This is a genomic window from Ruminococcus flavefaciens MA2007 (assembly GCF_000621845.1).
Lineage (GTDB): Bacteria > Bacillota > Clostridia > Oscillospirales > Ruminococcaceae > Ruminococcus > Ruminococcus flavefaciens_E.
This window is the reverse complement of the sequence record NZ_JHXF01000007.1, coordinates 18,860-42,611: the sequence shown is the minus strand read 5'-3', so window position 1 is coordinate 42,611 and position 23,752 is coordinate 18,860. Positions and strand designations below refer to the sequence as shown.

The 23,752-nt window shown below is 46.4% G+C and carries 20 protein-coding genes; 16 read left to right on the top strand and 4 right to left on the bottom strand.

The window, feature by feature from the left end; genetic code table 11:
* Positions 1-6 precede the first annotated feature (6 nt).
* From T497_RS0103430 to thiE, 5 genes are read left to right on the top strand one after another with little or no spacing between them, the layout of a single operon-like run.
* Positions 7-777, top strand: coding sequence for a thiazole synthase (locus T497_RS0103430; protein WP_028514407.1), 771 nt, complete (start codon positions 7-9; stop codon positions 775-777).
* A 10-nt stretch (positions 778-787) separates the two neighbouring features.
* Positions 788-1,054 carry a hypothetical protein gene (locus tag T497_RS0103425; RefSeq protein ID WP_028514406.1) on the top strand — a complete coding sequence of 89 codons (267 nt, stop codon included), beginning with the start codon at positions 788-790 and terminating at the stop codon, positions 1,052-1,054.
* A 5-nt stretch (positions 1,055-1,059) separates the two neighbouring features.
* On the top strand, positions 1,060-2,313 hold the full coding sequence (gene thiH, locus T497_RS0103420; RefSeq protein ID WP_028514405.1) for a 2-iminoacetate synthase ThiH: 1,254 nt from the start codon (positions 1,060-1,062) through the stop codon (positions 2,311-2,313).
* Positions 2,306-2,902 carry a thiamine phosphate synthase gene (locus T497_RS0103415; RefSeq protein WP_028514404.1) on the top strand — a complete coding sequence of 199 codons (597 nt, stop codon included), beginning with the start codon at positions 2,306-2,308 and terminating at the stop codon, positions 2,900-2,902. The genes thiH and T497_RS0103415 overlap by 8 nt, the downstream gene beginning before the upstream one ends.
* Before the next feature lie 4 nt (positions 2,903-2,906).
* On the top strand, positions 2,907-3,542 hold the full coding sequence (thiE, locus tag T497_RS0103410; RefSeq protein ID WP_028514403.1) for a thiamine phosphate synthase: 636 nt from the start codon (positions 2,907-2,909) through the stop codon (positions 3,540-3,542).
* 238 nt (positions 3,543-3,780) lie between these two features.
* Here thiE and T497_RS0103405 read toward each other — a convergent pair whose 3' ends face one another.
* Together T497_RS0103405 and T497_RS0103400 are read right to left on the bottom strand one after the other, a co-directional pair.
* Positions 3,781-4,254, bottom strand: a complete 474-nt coding sequence (locus tag T497_RS0103405) for a TspO/MBR family protein (RefSeq protein WP_028514402.1) — start codon at positions 4,252-4,254, stop codon at positions 3,781-3,783.
* Positions 4,255-4,311: 57 nt separating this feature from the next.
* Positions 4,312-4,974 (bottom strand): metallophosphoesterase family protein, encoded by a 663-nt coding sequence (locus tag T497_RS0103400; protein ID WP_028514401.1) that lies wholly within the window; start codon positions 4,972-4,974, stop codon positions 4,312-4,314.
* 239 nt (positions 4,975-5,213) lie between these two features.
* Here T497_RS0103400 and T497_RS0103395 point away from each other — a divergent pair, with 239 nt between their 5' ends.
* A complete protein-coding gene (locus tag T497_RS0103395) occupies positions 5,214-6,632 on the top strand; it encodes a D-alanyl-D-alanine carboxypeptidase family protein (protein WP_028514400.1) in 1,419 nt (472 codons plus the stop codon).
* 36 nt (positions 6,633-6,668) lie between these two features.
* On the opposite strand, the gene T497_RS0103390 is transcribed toward T497_RS0103395, so the two are convergent.
* Positions 6,669-7,406, bottom strand: coding sequence for an SH3 domain-containing protein (locus T497_RS0103390; RefSeq protein WP_028514399.1), 738 nt, complete (start codon positions 7,404-7,406; stop codon positions 6,669-6,671).
* 139 nt (positions 7,407-7,545) lie between these two features.
* Between T497_RS0103390 and T497_RS0103385 the strand changes: the two genes are divergently transcribed.
* Positions 7,546-8,397: a prephenate dehydrogenase gene (locus T497_RS0103385; RefSeq protein ID WP_028514398.1), complete on the top strand. Its 852-nt coding sequence runs from the start codon at positions 7,546-7,548 to the stop codon at positions 8,395-8,397.
* On the opposite strand, the gene T497_RS0103380 is transcribed toward T497_RS0103385, so the two are convergent.
* Positions 8,390-9,340, bottom strand: a complete 951-nt coding sequence (locus tag T497_RS0103380) for an RluA family pseudouridine synthase (RefSeq protein ID WP_028514397.1) — start codon at positions 9,338-9,340, stop codon at positions 8,390-8,392. The genes T497_RS0103385 and T497_RS0103380 overlap by 8 nt on opposite strands.
* Positions 9,341-9,547: 207 nt before the next feature.
* Here T497_RS0103380 and T497_RS0103375 point away from each other — a divergent pair, with 207 nt between their 5' ends.
* From T497_RS0103375 to rpmF, 9 genes are all read left to right on the top strand, one after another.
* The gene (locus tag T497_RS0103375; RefSeq protein WP_028514396.1) at positions 9,548-11,140 is read left to right on the top strand and encodes a glycoside hydrolase family 25 protein; all 1,593 of its coding nucleotides are present in this window, start codon (positions 9,548-9,550) and stop codon (positions 11,138-11,140) included.
* 63 nt (positions 11,141-11,203) lie between these two features.
* Positions 11,204-14,539, top strand: a complete 3,336-nt coding sequence (locus tag T497_RS0103370; protein ID WP_028514395.1) for a PD-(D/E)XK nuclease family protein — start codon at positions 11,204-11,206, stop codon at positions 14,537-14,539.
* Position 14,540: 1 nt separating this feature from the next.
* Positions 14,541-18,179 carry a helicase-exonuclease AddAB subunit AddA gene (gene addA, locus T497_RS0103365; RefSeq protein WP_028514394.1) on the top strand — a complete coding sequence of 1,213 codons (3,639 nt, stop codon included), beginning with the start codon at positions 14,541-14,543 and terminating at the stop codon, positions 18,177-18,179.
* Positions 18,180-18,737: 558 nt separating this feature from the next.
* Positions 18,738-19,721, top strand: a complete 984-nt coding sequence (locus T497_RS17290; protein ID WP_080693283.1) for a M15 family metallopeptidase — start codon at positions 18,738-18,740, stop codon at positions 19,719-19,721.
* A gap of 81 nt (positions 19,722-19,802) precedes the next feature.
* Positions 19,803-20,942: a D-alanyl-D-alanine carboxypeptidase family protein gene (locus T497_RS0103355; protein WP_028514392.1), complete on the top strand. Its 1,140-nt coding sequence runs from the start codon at positions 19,803-19,805 to the stop codon at positions 20,940-20,942.
* 134 nt (positions 20,943-21,076) lie between these two features.
* On the top strand, positions 21,077-22,411 hold the full coding sequence (locus T497_RS0103350; RefSeq protein WP_028514391.1) for a glucose-6-phosphate isomerase: 1,335 nt from the start codon (positions 21,077-21,079) through the stop codon (positions 22,409-22,411).
* A 69-nt stretch (positions 22,412-22,480) separates the two neighbouring features.
* Positions 22,481-22,888 carry a hypothetical protein gene (locus tag T497_RS0103345; RefSeq protein WP_028514390.1) on the top strand — a complete coding sequence of 136 codons (408 nt, stop codon included), beginning with the start codon at positions 22,481-22,483 and terminating at the stop codon, positions 22,886-22,888.
* Between the two features lie 95 nt (positions 22,889-22,983).
* Positions 22,984-23,433, top strand: a complete 450-nt coding sequence (locus T497_RS0103340) for a YceD family protein (protein ID WP_028514389.1) — start codon at positions 22,984-22,986, stop codon at positions 23,431-23,433.
* A 34-nt stretch (positions 23,434-23,467) separates the two neighbouring features.
* The gene (gene rpmF / locus T497_RS0103335) at positions 23,468-23,653 is read left to right on the top strand and encodes a 50S ribosomal protein L32 (RefSeq protein ID WP_019678749.1); all 186 of its coding nucleotides are present in this window, start codon (positions 23,468-23,470) and stop codon (positions 23,651-23,653) included.
* Positions 23,654-23,752 lie beyond the last annotated feature (99 nt).

The window sequence follows — 23,752 nt, the reverse complement described above, 5'->3', positions numbered from 1 at the left end:
AAGAAAATGAAAGACGATAAACTTGTAATCGGAGGACATGAGTTCTCCTCACGTTTTATACTTGGCTCGGGAAAGTATTCCCTCAGTCTTATCGAAGCGGCTGTAAAGTACGCTGGCGCTGAGATAATCACTCTCGCTGTACGTCGTACAAACTCCAAGGAGCATGAGAATATCCTTGACTATATCCCGAAGAACGTAACTCTGCTCCCCAATACATCGGGCGCAAGAAATGCAGACGAGGCTGTACGTATTGCCCGTCTTGCAAGAGAGCTTGGCTGCGGAGACTTCGTAAAGATAGAGATAATGCGTGATACAAAGTATCTTCTCCCCGACAATCAGGAGACTGTCCGCGCTACGGAGATACTTGCAAAGGAGGGCTTCATCGTAATGCCCTATATGTATCCCGACCTCAATACAGCCCGTGACCTCGTGAATGCAGGTGCGGCTTCTGTAATGCCTCTTGCTTCGCCTATAGGCTCAAACAAAGGACTTGCTACAAGAGATTTCATACAGATACTTATTGATGAGATAGACCTGCCAATCATCGTTGACGCAGGTATCGGCAGACCTTCACAGGCTTGCGAAGCTATGGAAATGGGAGCTGCCGCTGTTATGTCCAATACAGCCCTTGCTACAGCAGGCGACCTGCCTGTAATGGCTGAGGCTTTCAAGCAGGCAATAGAAGCAGGAAGAAAGGCTTATCTGGCAGGTCTGGGACGTGTTCTTACAAGAGGAGCGTCGCCCTCGGATACGCTGACGGGATTCCTGCGCGACTGATAAGACGAAAATGAAAAAAAGAAATACCTGCTCTAAAAGAATCAGCGTAGCTTCAGATATATGTGCGGTATTAAATCTGATGACAGTATTGCTCATGACTGTAGGTTCAGGCTTTATAATACATTTTATCGGATTTGATATCGTTTCTGTATTTATTGGCTGTTTTGTTCTGTTCTGGGTTTATGCATGGATAGAGGAGCATTATCTTTCACGCTTCATTAATGCTGCCGTTGAAAAAATAATGAAGGTAGATATCAAAAGTAATAAAGGAAAGTGATACTGATGGACAATAATTATTTCGTGGATTCGGACAAGCTCTCCGAGGCTGCACTTAAAAAGAAGCATACCCTTGAGACTGATCCGTCCTCCCGTTCAAATCACATGGAGTACATGGAGGGCATGGAGCGTATCAAGTCCGATATCATGGACAAGGTTCTTACGGAGATGAATAATTACGATTATTCGCAGTATACCGCCCGTGACGTAAATGCTGCCCTTAATCACGATATCTGTACTGTTGAGGACTTCAAGGCACTGCTTTCTCCTGCCGCAGAGCCATTCCTTGAAAAAATGGCTGCAAAGGCAAGACTTGAAACGCAGAAGCACTTCGGCAATACGGTTTATCTGTTCACTCCGCTGTATATCGCCAATTACTGCGAGAACTACTGCGTTTATTGCGGCTTCAACTGCTACAACGACATCAAGCGTATGAAGCTCAATATGGAGCAGATAGAGCATGAGATGAAAGTTATCGCTGACAGCGGCATGGAAGAGATACTTATCCTCACAGGCGAGAGCCGTGCACAGAGCAGTGTTGAATACATCGGTGAAGCCTGCAAGCTGGCTCGCAAATACTTCCGCATGGTTGGTATCGAGGTATATCCGCTGAATACCGACGAGTACAAGTATCTCCACGAATGCGGCGTTGACTACGTTACGGTATTTCAGGAGACCTACGACAGCGACCGCTATGAGCAGCTTCATCTCCTCGGTCACAAGAGAATTTTTCCGTACCGTTTTGAGGCTCAGGAGAGAGCTCTTATGGGCGGCATGAGAGGCATTGCCTGCTCTGCACTTTTGGGACTTTCTGATTTCAGAAAGGACGCCCTTGCAAGTGCGCTTCACGTTTACTACTTGCAGAGAAAATACCCACAGGCTGAGATATCGCTGTCATGTCCGAGACTTCGTCCTATCATAAATAACGACGAGATAAACCCTCTGGACGTTCACGAGAAGCAGCTCTGCCAGATACTCTGCGCGTACAGGATATTCCTGCCATTCTGCGGTATCACAGTTTCCTCGCGTGAGAGCGAGACTTTCAGAAACGGTATCGTAAAGATAGCCGCAACTAAGGTATCAGCAGGCGTTTCCACGGGTATCGGCGACCATGAAAGCAAGTACACAGGAAAGGAGAGCGATTCGGCAGAGGGCGACGAGCAGTTCGAGATAAACGACAGCAGAAGCTTCGATAAAATGTACAAGGATATGTCCTCAGAGGGACTTCAGCCTGTGCTGAACGATTATCTCTATGTCTGATATCATTTGCGTTACTGCCCGTAATCTGTGCGGCGGCGATTTCTTGGAACAGCTTGCTAAGATAGCAGAGGCAGCTCCGAAATACATCGTTCTACGCGAAAAAGAACTTGACGAGAGCGAATACCGTGCTCTTGCAGAAAAAGCTATTGAGATATGCTCCAACAGCGAGACAAAGCTTATTCTCCATTACTACTGGAAAGCTGCAATTGAACTGGGCTCGGACAGCATACATCTGCCCCTGCATATACTGCGTGAGCTGGCGGCTGAATATAAACGCCGATTCAGCCTTATAGGAGCTTCCTGTCATTCGGTTGAGGACGCTCTTGAGGCAAAAGCTCTCGGAGCAGGCTATATTACGGCAGGTCATGTTTTTGCCACGGACTGCAAAAAGGGACTTCCGCCCCGTGGACTTGATTTCCTCCGCGAGGTATGTCAGAACGTGGATATACCTGTATATGCTATCGGCGGCATATCACCCGAAAACTTCTCTCAGGTCATGGAAGCAGGAGCTTCGGGTGCCTGCGTTATGAGCGGCTTTATGAAGTCTGCACAGCCGAAAGAGCTTATGAGTAAATTTAACAGGAAGTGAATATATGAAGTTTGATAAAAAGCAGCTTCTGCTCTATGCAGTTACCGAGAGAAGCTGTCTCCGCGGCGTGAGTCTTGAAGAAGCAGTTGAGCAGGCTATCCTCGGCGGTGTGACCTGCGTACAGCTCCGCGAAAAGAATATCACTCAGGAAGAAGTTATCGCAGAAGCAAAGAAACTTCTGCCCATTTGCCATAAATACAATGTGCCCCTCATCATCAATGATGACTACGAAGCCGCGCTGAAAAGCGGTGCCGACGGTGTTCACGTCGGTATCGAGGACGCTCCTGTAGCGGAGATACGTAAAAGAGCAGGTGAGGGCTTCATCATAGGAGCTACCGCAAAAACTGTTGAGCAGGCAAAGCTTGCCGAAGCATCGGGCGCTGATTATCTCGGCGTCGGAGCTGTATTCCCGTCGCCCACAAAAACTAACGCAATAAGGATAACTCCGCAGCAGCTTGCCGAGATATGCGGCTGTGTGGATATACCTGCTGTGGCTATCGGCGGTATAACGGCTGAAAACGTCCATGAGATAAAGAGCTGCGGTCAAAGCGGCATTGCTGTAGTGTCGGCAATTTTCGGAGCTGAGGACGTAAAAAAAGCTGCCGTTGAGCTTACAAAGGCAGTAAAGGAAACATTATAATTTCAGTGGACTTCGTCTCACGAAAAGATAAAAAAGCTGCGCAGAAAACGCAGCTTTTTTTCGTATGTGTGTTATTTGCAGCAGAAGCCGAACATATCACAGAGAATCTTCCAGATGTTGCACATAATAATATCCCTCCTGTAAGTATTTGTCCTCCGGTGACAATATCATTATAGCACGGGATATAGGGTATTTTCAATGCAAAGATATTGGAAGAAAAAACGGTATTATCTTCTGCTTAATTGATGAAGTAAATGGCAACTGCCAGATATGAAGCAAAGCCCAGCCATACAAGATAGGGGAGGTTCAGCTTTGCGGCAAGGGGAGATATTTTTCTGAATGAGAGTATCATTGCTCCAACAATGAAAAAAAGAATCACAGCCACGGCTGCTGCAAGAGCAAAGGCACGGAAGCGGAAGAAAATTATGCTCCATGAGAAGTTCACTGCAAGCTGTATGTAGTAGAGCTTCAGTGCAGATGAACGGCGCAGCTCGTTTTTTCTGTTGTTCCATATCATGTATGCAGAGGTTCCCATGAGAGCGTAGAGTATCGCCCATACCACAGGGAACAGCCACGCAGGCGGAGAAAGCGGTGGTCTGATGACCTCGTCGTAGAATGATGTGAAATTGCCTGCAAGGAGAGCAGATAGAGCTCCCACCAGCTCTGCCGTAACAACAAAAATAAGCAGATCCGTTAATTTGAATTTTTTCATAGTATTACCTCTTTTGATTTGATAGTAAATACTATGTCGGATCTGCTTATAATATGTCTATTTAAGTGGATAGAGGCAGTCATAGACTGCGTAGAATTTCAAGGGGATATGCTTGTCGATGTGGCATTTCCCGAAGAACCATTTTTTATAGGTGCAGTTCTTGATGATATCTTCAAAAAAAGCGTGTACCTCAAGGTGTTCCAGAACGTCTACTCCGAGGCATTCCTTGAGAGAAGCAGGGGGCTCATGGGTGATTACGTAATCCACCTTGTAGTTGTGCTCCTTGAGATTTGCGATACCGTCGAGTATCTCCTGATGAGTAGGCATCTCGCGCTCCCACCAGTCAACATTCCTGCGGAAGTCTATGTCCTGACTGTGACCTCCGCCGAAAGCGAATATCTTTTTCTTTTCAATGGTGTAGACCTGACCGCGTATCAGATGAAAAATATTTTTCTCGATAAGGTGTATCTTACCGCCGTTCCATTTGTCAACGGGGTATTTTTCCAGCAGGTCGTAGTTTTCGTGACAGCCGTCCACAAAAGCTATTCTGAAATTCTTCTCGGCGAGCCTTTTCAGCGCGGCTTTTTCCTGTTTTGAGTCATTCCAGATGAAACCGAAATCACCTGCTATGATAAGGGTATCGCCTCGGGATAATTTCTTCATTTCAGAGCTTTTAAAACGTGTGATGTCTCCGTGGGTGTCTCCTGTTACGTAGATCACATTAAAACCTCCGTTCTTTTGTTCAATTTTTAGCAGCTATTTTTTTCTGTGCTGCTTTCTGTGATTATTATTGTAGCATATTTTTTTATAAACGTAAAGGGGGCACAGAAAAATTTCAGAAAATTTTAATAAAATTTCAGAAACCTCTTTTAAAACAGAAAAAAATCTGCTATAATATATTTTGGTGTTTTCTAAAATGAAATAATGCGAACATTTCGCTTGAATATAAAGGAGTATATATGAAGAGATTACTTTCCTTACTTGCTGCGGCTGTAATGGTACTGCCATTTGTGTGCTCAACTAAAGCCAAGGCTGTGAATTTTCCGCTGGAAGAGCCTATCCAGAGCGAATCGGCGGTGCTTATAAATCTTGATTCAAACATGGTCATACATGAGAAGAATGCTGACGTAAAGCAAATGCCCGGACCGCTTGTAAATATAATGACTGCTGTTGTCTGTCTTGAAAACTGCGAGGACCTTGATGAAAAGGTAACTATAGACGAGTCAATCTACGAGTATCTTTATAATTACGAATATCCCGATGACCTTAGATTCGCAGAGATAGAGGACGGCGACGTTCTTACCATGACCGACCTGCTCTATGCAATGATGCTGACTTCCTCTGTAGAAGCCTGCGAGACTATCGCTTACAAAATAGGCAAGGGCGATACAGAACGTTTTGTGGAGATGATGAACGAAAAGGCTGCCGAGCTTGGCTTGTTCGATACTCATTTCACCAATCCCACAGGCTTGTACGATCCGAATCAGTACACGACTGCAAACGATATGACAAAGCTTACCATGTACGCTCTTGATGTTCCGATGTTCGAGACTATAGCTACTACCTACAGCTATACTCCCTCTAATCCTAATCCCGAGCACCATGACGATCCGAATTCATGGATATGGACTCATTCAAATGTTATGATGGATTCCGACGGCGACTATGCCTACAGCGGCACAAAGGGCATAAAAACCGCAAACCTTGATATGGCAGGCAGAAATATCATAACTATGGCGAGCCGTGACGGAAACAAATATCTTGCGGTGCTTCTGAAGTCTCCGCTGAAATCATCAAGCGGCGATATTGCGTATTTCCATATAGTTGACGCTATGTCCCTTTTTGACTGGGCGTTCGGACACTTCTCATACAAAACTATCCTTGCGGATACCGCAGAGGTAGGAGAGCTTCCCGTTGAGCTTGCAGAGGGCAATGATTATGTCCTTGCAAAGCCCAAGGAGGAATTCACCCGTATCTGGTATGATGATATAGATATCTCTACCATAAGCCGCGACAAGGTTGAATGGTACAAGACTTCCTTGCAGGCTCCCGTAGCAAAGGGCGAACCTCTCGGCAAGGTAACGCTGGAGTATTCGGGCGAGGAGCTGGGAACAGTTGAGATAGTTGCCGTAAGCAATGTTGAGCGCTCAGTATCCAAGTATAATATTTACGTTGCAAAGATGTTCCGAAAGTCAAGGTGGTTCAACAGAGCGCTGATGATATCGTTCCTGCTCTGCGCGATATATATTCTGGTCTGCATTTATGCATATGTGGTCTTCAAGAGCAAATCAAAGCCTATGAAGCCGATATATGCCGTTCCGAAGGTGAATAAAAATGACAGGCGCAGACGCCGTTCGCAGAATGATGATGAAAAATAACGAAAAAACGTACAGCAATTGCTGTACGTTTTTCTTTTACAAAGTTATATAATCGCTGCTGGAATAGCCGCTTATACCGTTATAGCTTACCACATACCAGCCGTTGGTCTCGCCGTTTATCATTACTGTGGCACCGTCGGGCATAGAGCCTATTATCTTTCCTGCAAGGGAGGGATAGCTTCGTATATTGAGGTTGCCTCCGTCGGTAGTGACAGTTCCCCAGCGGACTGCACCTGCGTTCACAAAGGGGATACCGAAGTAATTGCAGAGAGAATTCGTAATATTCTTAGCTATGGCTTCAAGATTGTTTTTCAGCCATGCTTCGTCGGCGTAATTATCATGGTAGCCCAGCTCGCACAGCACAGCCACAGCCTTTGTACGGAGCACCTCTCCCAGTGAGTAGGTTGGCACAGCTCTGACCTTGTCGGGGAGAGGATATATTGATTTGAGGTTATTGGCGATAATATTTGCAAGAGTTTCGCTGTAGCTGCTCTTAGGAGCAAAATATATATCTATCCCTCTCAGCCTGCCTGCGAGGTTTTCGGGAGCGGCGTTGGAGTGGAGGGCAAGGTGCACATCGTAGCTGCCTGCGTTTGAGTCTGCAATAGCTCCCGTAACGTTCCTGACGGGATCGTTGCGGACAAAGCTTATGCCGCAGGAGCGGAGATAGGGCTCCATACGGTCCGCAAGGAGATTCATGTACAGCTCCTCGTTGCCCTCAGTGGCATACTGGTTCCATTCCTGAGTAGAAGGACTTAAAAATACCTTTGGCATAAAAACATTCCTTTCCTGAGATTTGAGAAAGCTCTCCTTATATTTTATGCAGGAGAGAGAAAAATGTTTTTAAAGCTATTGACTTTTGCTATTTAAAGTGTTATACTTTAAATGATAAAAGATTCGGGAGGAAATTTTTATGAATATTCTTGTTGTTGGACTTGGACTTATCGGCGGTTCACTTTGTAAAGCACTGAAAAAATACACATATCACACTGTAACAGGCTGTGACCTCAACCACGATATCGAGAACGCCGCACTCCGCGACGTTGCTCTTGATAACGTATTTGACGGCAGCTTTGAGGGATATGACCTGATTATAATCGCTCTGTTTCCGCAGGGCTCGGAGATATTTTTCAAGGAAAATGCTCCGAAAATAAGCAAAAACACCCTTATAACCGATGTATGCGGCATAAAGGGCGAGTTTTCCGACAGAATGAAAGCTATTGCCGAAGCTAACGGGCTGAGATACGTTGGCATCCACCCAATGGCAGGCAAGGAGTTCGGCGGCTATTACAACAGTACAGCAGACCTTTTCGTAAAGGCTAACTTTATTATCGCTCCATTTGAGGACAGCGAAGAAAAGGACACGGAGCTTCTGAAAACTGTAGCTACTGAGATAGGCGCAGGCAAAATAGTCGTAACAAGTCCCGAAAACCACGATAAAATGATAGCATACACCTCACAGCTGGCGCATATCGTTTCCAGTGCATATGTAAAGAGTCCCGAGCTTGGTCTTGAATGCGGATTCAGCGGCGGAAGCTTTCAGGATATGACCAGGATCGCTACTATGAACGAGAAGATGTGGACTGACCTTTTCATGCAGAACAGGGAGAATCTCCAGTACGAGCTTGATACCCTTATCGCTAACCTCAACAAGTACAGCGAGGCGCTGAAAAGCGGAGATAAGGACAAAATGAGAGCCCTCATTGCTGAGGGCAGAGAGCTCAAGGAAGAGAATCTTCGTCACAGAGTCGGTCAGCCTAACTAAAGAATCTGACCTCGAATTCAGGCTTTGGAGCTGTTATATCGAGCTTGTTGAGATAGCTCACCGAGGACTCCTCGGGAAGCTGGAATTTCAGCTTATATGCGCATAAAGCCTGACGGAATACGCCGTATCTCTTGTTTACAGCTGTATTTCCGTATTTCCCGTCACCGAGAATGGGTGCTCCGATATGAGCAAGGTGAGCGCGTATCTGATGAGTGCGTCCCGTGTACAGTGTGACTTCCACAAGAGACAGGGGAGCTTTTTCGGCAATAACGTGGTAGCCTGTTTTAATAGGCTTAAAGCCGTCACATGGCGAGTCAAGAATTTTAACGAGATTTCTTGACTCGTCTTTTTGATGATAGGCGGTGATTATATCCTCTTTTTTCGGCAGAGGAGCGGCAGTTACGCAGTGATATATCTTATGGACGTTGCCGCTTCGTATAGCTTCATTTATATCGCGGAGAGCCGCGGCAGTCTTTGCGGCTGTCACAAGTCCGCAGGTGTTTCGGTCAAGGCGGCTGCAAAGTGCAGGCGCAAAGGAGCTTTCGCTTTCGGGGGAGTATTCGCCCTTATTATATAAGTAGTGTTTAACTCTGTCGATAAGAGTGTCTGTTAGCGGACTTCCGTTTGAATGGGAGTCAAGTCCTACAGGCTTGCTGACAATAAGCACGTTTTCGTCTTCGTAGACAATATCAAGGTCTGGAGGGCAGTTAAGAAAGCTCATATCGTGCTGTTTTACTTCAGAAACGTCATCTTTGACGTAAACAGTGACGATATCCCCTGTGTTTAGCCTTGAAGCTATATCACAGCGTTTGCCGTTTATTTTGATATCCTTTTTGCGTATCAGGCGGTACATCATGCTCTTTGGCATATCAGGAAGAGCTTTTGTCACAAATTTATCTACTCTCTGACCACTGTCATTGTCATTTATTACAAATTTTTTCATTTTTTATCTCCTGATTATTACATAGAAGTATCTATAAGTTACAAAAACATTTCTAAAATTTCTTCAAACCATACAAAATTATGCTTCTTTTTATATTTTTTAGACTGTAACGGTTGAAATAAATTGAGAAGTATGTTATAATTTACAAAAAGCTATGTAACAGTTATTTCTTTTTTGTAACGTAAACGAAAGGGAGTTTGATCGGATATGAGGATATATAAGAGCCTGCTTTCTGTACTGATGGCTTGTTCTTTCATCGGTTCAAGTGCAGCATTATCACCCTCAGAAGCTTTCGCCGAAAACAATATAAGCTGCAATATATATGATACCACAATTGAGATCGAAAGTAAAGAGGCTTCGGGCAGTATCTCGGCTGATACCGCAGAAAGCGGCACTGTAGAGGCTGCCGGTATCACGGAAACGCCGTTTAATGTTTTTGATATCTATAATGCTCACCAGACCTATGTAAAGATGCATTCGGGCGATAAGAGCCTTATGTACAAAAAGGCAGAGGGTATAGATGTTTCTTATGCACAGGGAAAGATAGACTGGCAGGCTGTCAAGGACAGCGGAATAGATTTTGCGATCATCAGGGCAGGCTTCGGCAATGCTGACAAGTATCCCTATCAGAAGGATACATGGTTCCAGTACAACATAGACGAAGCTCAGAAAGTCGGCATGGATATCGGTATTTACTGGTACAGTTATGCTTACAGTCCCGAAGAGGCGCGTGAAGAAGCCATATCCTGCTACAATATCATAAAGGATTATGACTTGAAATACCCTGTTTACTTTGATATCGAGGAGGAAGGTCAGAAGAAGCTTCCTATCTCAGAGATATCTGCGATAATCGACGTTTTCTGCTCTACTATCGAGTCAAAGGGATATTCCGCAGGCGTATACAGCTTCTCAAGTCTGCTTACGTCTAAGGTGTATCAGCAGGTGCTGGATAAATATGCTGTATGGGTTGCCCACTGGGATGTTAAGGCTCCCGGATATACCGGAGATTACGGTATGTGGCAGCACAGCGACAAGGGCAGAGTGAACGGAATCGACACTGTTGTTGATCTGGATCACTGCTATGTGAATTATCCGTACCTGATATCTCCAGATACATATGAGCCCGACGGCACTGAAACAGACCAGACCGTCAATATTCGCCCCGTCAATATAAACAAGGGCGTTGCAAGCGGTATCGATGTTTCGGTATGGCAGGGCAAAATGGACTGGGACAAGGTCAAGGCAAGCGGTATCAACTATGCGATGATACGTGCAGGCTACGGTAATCTTGCATCGCAGACAGACAAGTACTTTGAAGCTAACATTGAGGGAGCAGAAAAGGCTGGCATCGACTGCGGAGCTTACTGGTACAGCTATGCTGAGTCTCCCGAGGACGCAGTTCTCGAAGCAGAGGCTTGCTTAGAGGTCATCAAGGGACATAAGTTCGCTTATCCTATATACTACTGTGTAGAGGATCAGTGCTTTGCTTCAAAGAGCAACAAGGAGATATCCGATATAATCAAGGCTTTCTGCTCAACTCTTGAGAAAGAAGGATATTATGTAGGCGTAAAGAGCTATGCAAATTTCCTCAATTCAAGAGTGGACGAGTCTATATTCGCTGATTTCGACGTCTGGGTAGCTCACTACGGAGTATCAAAGCCGGGATTCGGCAAGAACTACAATATGTGGCAGTATACCAACGACGGAAAGGTAGACGGTCTCGGCGGCAGCTTCAATCTTGATTACGCTTATCTTAAATTCCCTGAGATAATGAAAAAGAACCATTTGAACGGTTTCTGATAACGAAGATCAATATGCATACCGTTTTTCGCGGTATGCATATTTTATGTAAAGAAGGAATTTATGGTTGAATTTATAACAGGTGCGGCTGGCTGTGGAAAAACCACAAGAATGTTCGCAAAGATACAGAAAAAATGCGGTGCGGCAGAGAAGCTCTGCATAATAGTTCCCGAGCAGTTTTCGCAGGATTTCGATAAAAAGCTATATTTCTACCTTGGCGCAGAGAACTTCAACGAGCTTTTCTCACTGAGCTTTACAGGTCTGGCAAGACAGCTTTTCCAGCTCTACGGAGATCCTGACCGCAAGGGCGAATTTGCCGACGATATGGCGAAAATGATCCTCATATATCAGGCTGTGAACGCCGCGCTGTCACGTCCCGAGTCTCTCAGCAGCTTCCGCAGACAGAGTCAGCAGAGCGGCTTTGCCGAGGAGATAATGACGCTGATACGCGATATCAAGCGCTCGGGCATATCTCCCGAGGAGCTTGTACAGCGCTCCCGTACTCTCGACAAGAGACTTATGGACAAGACCGACGATGTGGCGGCTATTTTCCTTGAGTATCAGCGCCTTATGGCGGAGTACGGCTTCAAGGACGAGCTTGACAATATCCGCGAAGCCGCAAAGATAGCGAATCTCCATGAGTATTTCAAGGGAAAGACGGTTTTTCTTGACGAATTTGAGAGCTTTACCGCCGACCAGTACGAAATGCTCCGCGTTATGATATCTTCCGCAGAAAATGTGTGCATAGCCCTCAGAACAGACGACGTCAACGCAGGAGCGTACACACTTTTTGAGACCGTAAACGACACCTACAGGAAGATAATGAACATCTGCCGCGAGATCGGCGCGGAAACGTCCGTAGAAAAGTGTGAAAAGTGCTGCAGATTTAAAACTCCCGACCTTGAATATGTCAGCAGGAGAGCCCTTGTGAACTTGAGAAACGAAGCCGATAAAGCTCCGAAGGCTGAGAATATCCATATTTTCGAGGCAAGGGATATGTACGACGAGGCGGAGTTCGTTTGCGCCGCTATCAAGCACCTTGTCTATGAGGACAGGTCGCTGATGTACAAGGATATTGCCATAATCTCCAATGATATCGCGGTTTACTCCGACGTGCTGAAGGCTTCATTCAAGAGATACGATATCCCGTATTTTCTCAGTCTTGAAAAGGATGTCGCCCATACCTCGGTAATGGTGTTCTTCACGTCCATGCTCGATATATTATCGAGTCGCCGTATACGCTCTGAGCAGATATTCCGATTCCTCAAAAGCGGACTTCTGGACGTTACTCTCACCGAGGTGTCTCTGCTGGAGAATTACTGCTATAAATGGGACGTTGACGGCGACAGCTGGCTGGAGGAATTCACTGCCGAGGACCAACAGCTGGAGCTCCTTGAAAATATCAGAAAAAAGACTGTAGTTCCGCTTATTAAGCTGAAAAAGAAGCTGAATAGCAAGAACACTGCCGAAAAGCTGTGCGGTTTGCTTTATGACCATATAGTTTACTGCAACGGCGAGAAAAATACCGCAAAGCTCATGGGACAGCTCATCAAGCAGGATAAGGACTACGAAGCGGCGGAGCTTAAAAGGCTCTGGGGCTGCCTTATGGATATACTGGACAGTCTTTGTGATACACTCGGCGGCAGGGAGATAAGCTTTGCCGAGTTTTCACGAATTATCCGCTCTATGATAGGGCGTATCAAGTATTCCGTGCCGCCTCAGACTCTTGACGCTGTTACGGCGGCTTCTGCGCGAATGGCAAGACTTGATTCTCCGAGAGTTGTATTCGTTATGGGAGCCAACGACGGGGATTTCCCCAATCAGATAAGTCTCCACGGACTGTTCTCCGAGGCTGAGAAATCGAAGCTTTCCGAGAACGGCATTGAGCTTTCAACACCTCTTGCGGAGCTTATCGCTTCGGAGCGCCTTGTAGTATACAAGGCTGTATCTGCGGCTTCGGACAAGCTATATATAACCTATCCGCTGTCCGATCTATCGGGACAGGCGAAATATCCTGCCCAGATCGTTGACAGGATAATCGCTATGTTCGGCGATGAGAGCATACGTATGACAAGCGGCAGTATTTCCACTGACTATTATGCGGCTACGCTTCATTCTGCGTTCTATCACTATATGCAGGAGCGCAGGAGCAATGACACCGCTGTTGCTTCTGTCAAGGAGCTCCTCATGGGCGCTCCCGACTACAGGCGCAGACTGTCCTATGTAATGAGCAGGGGCTATCACACCCAGAGCTTCAGCATTGACAGGGATATCATGGAAAAGCTGCAAAGCTTCGAGCCGCTGAAGCTGTCGTCATCGGGGCTTGAGGAGTACAACCTCTGCCATTTCAAGTATTTCTGCGACAAGTGCCTGAGACTTCACCTGAACGAAAAGGTTGAGCTTGACGCAAGGATCGCAGGCGAGCTGACTCACAGGTGCTTTTACGGTATTCTCGGAAAGTACAGCAAATCGGAGTTCGTGAATCTGTCCTGTGAAGCTGTAAAATCAGAGATAAGCTCCTGTGCCGAGGAATACCGCAATGAGGCGCTTGCAGGAGATTTCGGCAAGGACGCCAAGTTCGACCTTATCTTCAATAAGCTGACGGAGCGTATGTCCGAGGTATTCATGTATACCCAGCAGGCGCTTATGGCTTCGGATTTCGTGCCCCACAAGTTCGAGCTTGACCTCCGGGACAGCCATTCCGTTATACTGCCATTCGGAGACGGCAGAAAGCTCAGCTTCGGCGGTATAGTTGACCGAGCTGATGTGTGCGACATGGAAGGCGAGAAGTATCTCCGCATAATCGACTACAAGAGCAGCCGCAAGGACATAACTGCGGAAACGCTTGCCTGCGGTATCAATATGCAGATGCTGCTCTATCTCTTTGCTTCCACGGACAAGGGCGGCATATACGAGGGCTATTCGCCTGCGGGAGTACTCTATTCTCCCGTAAGGATATCCGAGGTACATCTCGAATCCCATAAGGTGGATTCAAAGAATACGGGAGCTGTCAATTCGGCGCTCCGAACCAGCGGACTTGTCCTTGGTGACAGGGATATTCTTGAAGCTATGGAAAAGAACGTCCGCGGCGAGTTCATACCCGTAAAGCTTGACAAAAACGGAGTTCCCGACAAGAATTCCGCTTGTATCTCCGCAGAGGGCATGACATTGTTGAGAAATTACACCTACGGCAAGCTGAAAAGCATGGCGGAGTCCCTTCTTGCAGGCGACGCCGAGGCCGTGCCGCTTCTTATGGGGAATAAGCTGCCCTGTACCTACTGCGAGTACATGAATATATGCGATAATTCAGAGCTTGAACGGCAGAGAACTCCCGATGAGAGCGCGGTTGCCGAGGCTCAGGAGATACTGGGCAAGAAATACAAGGGAGAGGAGGAGTAATATGAGCTGGACACAGCAGCAGCAGAACGCAATAGACGCGAGAGATACGTCCCTTATCGTATCCGCAGCCGCAGGAAGCGGCAAGACGGCAGTCCTTACGGAGAGACTGGTTCAGCTCATAGCCGACAAGGATTCGGGAGTCCGCGCAGACAGAATGGTAGTTGTAACATTTACCAACGACGCCGCAGCGGAACTGAAAAAGCGCCTTGACAGCAAGCTCCGCGCTCTTATCAACGAGCACCCTGATGACCGTCATCTGCTAAAACAGCAGATACTTCTGCAAAGTGCAAGGATATCGACGATAAACTCCTTCTGCTTTGACCTTATAAGGGACAATATAGGCGAAAACGGCGTGACCTCGGGATTCAGCGTTCTTGATGACACTGATAACAAGGTCCTCAGAGCCCGCGCTCTTGAAGAGCTTATCAACTATTACAGCGCCAATGAGTACGACAAGATATCATTTATGTACGACCGTTTCTGCATAAAAGACGAGAAAAGGGTTGTGGAAGTCATCGAAAGGGCTGATAATTTCCTTTCTTCCGTAGCAATGTCCGATAAATGGCTTGAAACAGCGGTGGATAACTACAATACCGACTTTGAGAGCTCGGTCTACTATCATAAGCTTATTGAAACTCTTACCCGTCAGCTTGAAAGGGCGCTTAAAGCGGCTGATGATAATATGGGCATGATAAGCCGAATTTTCCCCGATATGGCGGCTGCGGCGGCAGTGAAGTCCTATGAGCAGGCAGAGAATGACTACGATAACGTGTCAGACCTGCTGGCAGTATTCAGAAGCGGACGTATCCCCACGGCTGAGGAATGCGCTAAGGCTGAGGACTTCGCAGACCTTGTGAGAGTGGGAAAGACTCCCCATGACAAGGCGCTGAGGGATATCTTCAAGAAAAAGCGAGACATCATCAAAAAAAGCGTTGCCAAGGTCATAAGCAGTATCACCTCCGTTGAGAGCGATTTTGCCGAGAGCGGCGAGGTGACTGCTGTTCTTGTGGATATGCTGAGAAAGTACCACGAGATACTGTGGGAGAAGAAGTGCGAGAAGAACGCCCTCAGCTTTGATGACGGCGAGCGCCTTGCGCTGGATATTCTTGCTGCCGAGGACGAAAACGGCAGGATAATACAGTCCGAAGCTGCTGAAAAGATAGCCGACTTTTACGATATAATCATGATCGATGAGTATCAGGACTCCAATAACAAGCAGGACCTGATATTCAAGCTCATATCCAAGAACTATAAGCTCGGAGAAAACGGCGAGCCCCTCTACGGCGACAATGTTTTCCTTGTAGGCGACGTGAAGCAGTCTATCTACCGTTTCAGACTGGCGAATCCGCGGAACTTCATAAACACGCTGAAAGGTGCGGACAAGTATTCCGCAGACAGCGACAGCAAAAATCAGTATATCACCCTTAACAAGAATTTCCGAAGCTCACCGCAGGTCATAGACTTCGTAAACTATGTTTTTTCTCAGATAATGAGCGAAAACTGCGGCGATATCGGCTATAACAGCGACGAAATGCTCTATTTCGGAGCACAGCACTTCACTGAGAGCGGCGGAAGTCAGCGTATCACCCATATCTCGTTTATTAACGACGAGCCCTGCGAGGAGGACGAGGAAAGCGTTAATATCAAGGCTGACCGAGAAGCGGTATTTACTGCTCAGAAGATAGCTGATATGCTGAAAAATGGCGTTCTTGTCACCGACAGGGACGGCACTCAGCGTCCGTGCAGACCGTCGGACTTCTGTATCCTTGTGCGAAACAACTCCTACATCAACGTCTATGCCGACGAGCTGAACAGGATAGGCGTGCCTGCAAAGGGCAATGAGGAGGCAGGCTACCTAAAATCCCGTGAAATAGCCGTTCTTATCGACTTGCTTAGAGTTATCAGCAATCCCTTGCAGGATATCCCCATGGCGGCAGTAATGACATCGCCCATGTATATGTTCAGTATATCCGACCTTGCGGTGATAAAGTCCCTCGACAAGCACAGAGCGCTTTTTGCGATAATCCGCGGTCTGGCAGAGGGGGAATATGAGGAATGCACTGATATGTTCCTGAGAGAGCACTGTATGGAGTTCCTCGAATCACTCGACGAATTCAGGCTTGACTCCGTGACTATGACTTTAGGAGAGCTTATCGGCGAGATATACGATACCACGGACTTTATCTCAGTTATGCAGCTCTACAGCGACGGCGACCAGAAACGTGCAAATCTCCGTGCGCTTATCCAGTACGCTCAGAACTATGAGAGCTCCGCCGCATTTGACGGCACAGGCGGACTTAACGGATTTCTGCGCCACCTTGACAGAGTCATGGAGAACGGCGACTACGCACAGGGCAAGATATCGGCTTCAGCAGGGGATTATGTCAACGTGCTGACGCTTCACCGCTCCAAGGGACTGGAGTTCCCCTTTGTTTTCATTGCTGAGACCTCTGTGAACTTCAAATTCGACTCAAAAACTGTCATGTGCAGCGATGACGGCAGGATAGGCTATGTGCTTTATGAGCCTAATCTGTTCCGAAAGTACAGGACTTTCCAGCAGACAATGCTCTCAGCCGAGGAGGAAAGAGCTACACGCAGCGAGGAGATGAGACTTCTCTATGTCGGACTTACAAGAGCTCAGCAGCAGCTTTTCATCAATCTGAAATGCAGCGAAAAGGCTCTGAAACGTGTAAACTCTCTCATTGACAGCTGTATGCTCCACAATGACGACATAACCGAGTGGGTGTCGGAGGCTAAGAGCTTTTCGGACTGGCTGTGGGCGGCTGTTGTACGCAGTAAGGAGTTTGCGGATATCGCAGAGCAGCTTGGGCTTGACGTCAGCAGGCTGGGAGCAGGCAGTGAAGCTGATACGCTCTTTGAGTACGAAATAGCTGAGACAGCTTCGGCTGAAACTGAGGAAAGCGAAGATGAAGCAGAGGAGGCTGCGGCTGACGAAAGACTCATCGCAAAAATGCAGGATATAATAGAATTTCAGTACGACAGGACGCTTTCCGAGACTTCTGCAAAGCTGAGCGTTACCCAGATAACCAAGAAGCTGAAAGAGAACGACGACAGCTTCGATTTCAGACTGAAACGCCCGAAGTTCAAGTCCGAGGGCACAAAGCTGACAGGTGCAGAGCGCGGAACGGCGATACACACATTCTTCCAGTACTGCGACTTTGACAATGCTATTAATGCTGCCGAAGCCGAGATAGCAAGCGTTACGCAAAAGGGCTATATCAGCAGGGCAGAGGCGGAATCCATAAGCGTTGAGAACGTTGCGGCGTTCTTCAAAAGCAGTCTCTATGGCAGGATAAAGAGCTCCCTGCGCTATGTCAGGGAGAAGAAATTCATGGTGGCGGTCTCTCAGCTTGACATCGAGAACGAAACTCTTGACAGGCTGAAAAAGTCCGACGGCATGATAAAGGGTATCATCGACCTCATGTTTGAGGAGCCTGACGGCATAGTTATCGTGGACTACAAGTCCGACAGGGGAGTGTCTCTTGCGGCACTGAAAGAGCGGTATGCTATGCAGCTGAGGCTTTACAAGGCGGCTATTGAGCTGACCACAGGTAAGCAGGTAAAGGAAACTTTGCTTTATTCCTTTGAACTGAAGGACAGCATTACAGTTGAACTTTGATGAACAGGCTCTCCAAAGGGGGAGCCTGTTGTGCTGTCTGTATAAGATAGAACATAGTTTTTGTACAATTCGCAGAATATGAAAAAAATGTTGACAAGGATTTTTTTCTGTACTATAATAGAAAATACAGAGATATATAATATTATGGTGTAGAATGAACAAAAGAAGGAAACAATTTTCGCAATGCTGAATAAAAATATACTGGCACGGCGGTTTTCCTTTAAGAGTTCTAATATTTTTCGGAGTCGACAGCTGAGGCTGACTACAGTTATATGCAGACGTACTGTTCTGCATATATTGACGTTAGTTTAAGCTGACGCAAAAGGTGTCGCACCTTTGTATCCGGGTTACTACAGAACAGGCAGGGAAACAGCAGTGTCTTTTTTATTTTTCCCTTGCGGCGGACAAGTCGGGGGAAGCTGCTCTAAAGACAATTTGGCTGAAATGCTATTCTGATAATAAATAATACTCGGGCGTATGCCTGAAAAACGATAGAAAAATAAAGAAAAAAAGAACCAAAGTATTATTTTATGATGTAGAACAAAACAATCGGAGGATATGGTCAAAATGCAGGAGCCAAAGAGAAAGAAGCTCAGGTTCAGCAGAGTTCTGCTGACTATGGGCGCTATTGTAATAACGCTTTCGGGTGCTGATACCCTCAGAAGAAGTCTGGCAAGTCAGCAGCCTTTAAATCTTACAATAAACGGAAACTTCCGTAATGCCGAAACACCGACGGAAACTCCTACAGGCAGCAGCCTTTCGCTGGGCACAACCGACGAGAGCACAACTGCTTTTGAAGGAGTAAAGTATCTGGGGTATTCGGAGTACGAGTTATCGAAAAATGAACTTGCAGAGGGTGTACTTGCAATATATACGGAAAGCGCTCCGGCAGAAGAAGATTACAGCAGGGCTATGGTAGACCTGTCGGATGAGAAGAACGAATTCTATACCCTTGTTGACGAGAAGGTTGAGCTCAACGAGGACGCGGCAGAGGCACTTAACTCCATGATGGAGGATTATGCCAACCAGACAGCTTTAGCTGATTTTATCGTATACGGAACTACCGATACATATACAGACGAAGATTCATACTGCCCAAAGGCTTTCAGTGAGTCCAAGGCGGGATACTGCGTAGACCTCGCATTGAACGCTTATGGCTCTGTGATGACATACGACGGATATGACACAGAGGGCTGGATAGGTGAGAACTGCTGGAAGTATGGATTTATAGTAAGATATCCACAGAATAAAAAGGACAAAACAGGCAAAGAATACTGCCCGTGGCATCTCAGATACGTGGGTGAGATACACGCAGCAATAATGGAAAAGAAGCAGATGTGCCTTGAGGAGTACGTTGATTTCCTCAAGCAGTACACCTTTGATGAGCCATACAGCCTTACATTCAACGATAAGGGATATCAGATCTACTCAGTTACCGGAAACGATGAAAAGTACAAGACGAGAGTACCGATATCGGGTAATTACGAGATTACAGGCGATAATAAGGACGCGTTCATTATCACCGCTTTAAAAAATGAATAAAAAGGAGATAAAGGAGCAGCTTTTGCTGCTCCTTTTCATTTTTTGTCATAAAACCGCATATTATCCTTTGAGGTGATGAATATGCTGAAAAAACTGAGAAATATAGCTGTTATACTGGCTTTTGCGGCGCTTTCGGCGCTTTTTATGGGAGCGAATGCAAAGGAAGAGCCCGAACCGCAGGCGTATGTGCTTATGGAAGCTGAGACACACACGGTCCTGAATGAGCTTAACGCCGATAAAAGGCTGAATGCAGGCTATCTTACCAAGCTGATGAGTGTACTGCTCATAGCCGAGGACATACGGAACGGGGAGTATGCTTTTGCTGACGAGCTCACAGCCTCCGAGAGCGTCACCAATACCAAAGGTGCAGTCATATGGCTCGAAAGCGGCGACAAAATGACCGTTGAGGAGCTTCTTAAAAGCGTTATCATCGGAAACGCCAACGACGCTATGACGGTTCTTGCGGAGAAGTCCTCGGGAAGTATTGAAAGCTTTGTCATGGACATGAATGCAAAGGCGTTTGATTTAGGTCTGCGTGATACGCGGTTTGTCTCGCCCTATGGCTATTATTCCGCAGAGGAGTACACTACAGCCCATGATATGGCGGTCATCTGCTGTGAGCTTGCAAAATATGACTTTCTGACGCCTGCGTTTTCAACATGGCGCGACTTTGTAAAGGGCGGCAAAACAGAGCTTGTCAGCGAAAACAGTCTGACGCGGACTTATGACCGCCATATCGGCTTCAAAGCCTGTCATTCCGACGAGGCAGGGTACTGCGCTGCCGAGGGCGGACGGAATGAAAGCGGCAGTGTCTTTGTATCGGTAGTTCTGGGGGCGGAGAACGATGGTATATCTTTGGGCACGGCGAAAAAGCTCATTCGCAGCGGCTTCAGCGGATATAAGGTGACTTTTACGATGTTTCCCGATGAAATGCTTGCTCCTGTCAAGGTAAAAAACGGGACTTCTTCGGCTGTGGAGATATACCTGAATGAGCAGGGAAAAGCTGTTGTGCCCAAGGGCTCGGGGGAGCTCCGCGCGAGAGTAGTAATACCCGAATATCTGACGGCTCCCATAAGAATTGGTCAGCCAATCGGCACAGCAGCCTTTTATAACGACGATACGCTGGTATATGAGAGCGAATTGCTTGCGAAAAGCGCTGTTCCGAAACTGAGCTATAAATATATTTTATATAAGCTGTTAGATAAAATGATGGAAAAGTGAGTATATAATTGTTATAAATATACAAATGTTGAAATTGTTACGCAAAGGACTTGAAAAAAATCCAAAAATATAGTATCATAAAGATGGTAAATTATATTTGTATGGCTTACCATACATATTGGAGGTAAATTCTAATGTCTTTAAAACTCAACACCAAATACTTGAAGGACTTCGTCAATGCTGACGAAATGGCTGGTATCAAGGCTCAGGTAGAGGCTGCTGCTCAGTCACTTCACAGCAAGTCAGGTCTCGGCAATGATTTTTTAGGCTGGGTAGAGCTCCCTACAGCCTATGATAAGGAAGAATTCGCACGTATCAAGGCAGCTGCCGAGAGGATCAAGAAGAATTCAGATATCCTTATCGTTATCGGTATCGGTGGTTCATATCTCGGCGCAAGAGCAGCTATCGAGCTCCTCAAGTCGCCTCTTTACAACAATATGAAGAAGGATACACCTGATATCTACTACGTTGGCAACAGCATCAACCCTGCTTATCTCAACGAGATCATTGCTCTCTGTGAGGGTAAGGACTTCTCTGTAAACGTTATCTCTAAGTCAGGTACAACCACAGAGCCCGCTCTTGCTTTCAGAATCTTCAAGAAGATGGTTGAGGATAAATATGGCAAGGAAGAAGCTAAGAACCGTATCTTCGCTACTACAGACAAGGCAAGAGGAACTCTCAAGAACCTCTCAGACGCTGAGGGCTACGAGACATTCGTTATCCCTGACGATGTAGGAGGACGTTTCTCTGTTCTTACAGCTGTTGGTCTTCTTCCTATTTCAGTTGCAGGCTGCGATATCGACGCTCTCATGAAGGGCGCTGCTAAGGCACAGGCTGACTTCTGCGCAGATTTCGACAATAACGATTGCTATAAGTACGCTGCACTCAGAAATATCCTTTACAGAAAGGGCAAGTCAGTAGAAATGCTGGTTTCCTACGATCCAAGCTTCGTAATGATGTCTGAGTGGTACAAGCAGCTCTTCGGCGAGAGCGAAGGCAAGGACAATAAGGGTATATTCCCGTCAGCAGCTGTTTTCTCAACAGACCTTCACTCAATGGGACAGTATATCCAGGACGGTGCAAGAATACTCTTCGAGACAGTTGTTGACATCAAGAAGCCAAAGACTGACCTCTTCCTCGAGCCCGACGCTGAGAACCTTGACGGTCTCAACTTCCTCACAAATCAGAATATGTCAGTAGTAAACAGAAAGGCTTTCGAGGGTACTGTTCTCGCTCATACAGAGGGCGGAGTTCCCAACATCATTCTCGAGCTTGACGATACTACAGAGGAAAATGTAGGCTACATGATCTATTTCTTCGAGAAGGCTTGCGCTATCTCAGGCTATGTTCTCGGTGTTAATCCTTTCAACCAGCCAGGCGTTGAAAGCTACAAGTCCAATATGTTCGCTCTTCTCGGCAAGCCGGGTTATGAGGGCGCAAAGGCAGCTCTTGAAGCTAAGCTCGGCTGATAGTCCGTTTAGCTCATAATACAAAATATAATACGTCACAAATGCCGCAAGGCACGGAAGGAGTAAATTATGATTAAACTTATTACAGGTAAAAAAGGCACAGGTAAGACAAAGATACTTATCGACCAGATCAACGAAGCTGTAAAGTCAACAAATGGCAACCTCGTTTGCATCGAAAAGGGCGATAACATCAGACGTTCTATCAGCTTCAGAGTTAGATGGTGCGATACAGAGAGCTTTGCTATCGAGGGCACAGACGCTTTCTATGGCTTCGTAGCAGGTATGCTCGCAGGCAACTACGATATCAAGGACGTTTTCGTTGACGGCATCCTCAAGATCGTAGGCAGAGATTACGACGCTCTCGGCAAGCTCTTTGAGAAGCTCGACAAGCTCACAGGTGAAGAGGCTACTATCGTATTTACAGTTTCAGCTGACGATTCTGAGCTTCCTGAGAGCGTAAAGCAGTTCATCAAGTAATTCAGCGGAAAAATTTGAAATTTTTACACCGAAGTATTGACAGATAAAGTCAATTGGTGTATAATATATCTTATAGTGCTCTGAAGGATTGTTGTATGAAGATCAATTTAAAGCAGATATTCAATATTGTCGGAGAGAAAAAAGATTTCTCATATGAGATAGCTCCAGAGGAATTCGGTGATATCAAAGGATTTTCATTCGGTTCCGATGTGAGTCTCAGCGGAAAGCTCTATAACAGGGCAGGCGTAGTCTACCTTGACTATACTGCTGTATTCAAGCTTCTTCACACCTGCGACAGGTGTCTGAAAGAGTTTTCCAGAGATTATGATCTTTCCTTTGACCATATTGTTGTTCCTTCCGTCAGCAACGACGATAACGATGATTATATCGTAGCAGACGGCGAGAGCATTGAATTGAATGAAGTTGCGCTGAATGATATTCTCCTCAGTTTGCCGACTAAGGTGCTTTGCAGGGAAGACTGCAAGGGACTGTGCATGGTCTGCGGCTGTGACCTGAATGAGACTCAGTGCGATCATCTTAATTAATCTGAGCCGTGAGGCTCTGTAAGGAGGTGCCACAATGGCTGTACCAAAGAGAAAAACTTCTAAGGCAAGACGCGACAAGAGACGTTCTGCTGTTTGGAAGCTCGAAGCTCCTGCAATGTCCAAGTGTGACAACTGCGGCGCATATAAGGCTCCCCATAAGGTCTGCAAAAACTGCGGATTCTATAAGGGCGTTGAGGTCCTTAAGATCGACGCTGAATAATCGGCTTGATCCGATAAAAGAGAAGGAGAGGAGGAGAGAATCCTTCTCTCCTTTTTAAGTATCTGAATTTCGTATCAAAGGATCGTTTTGTTGACTTTG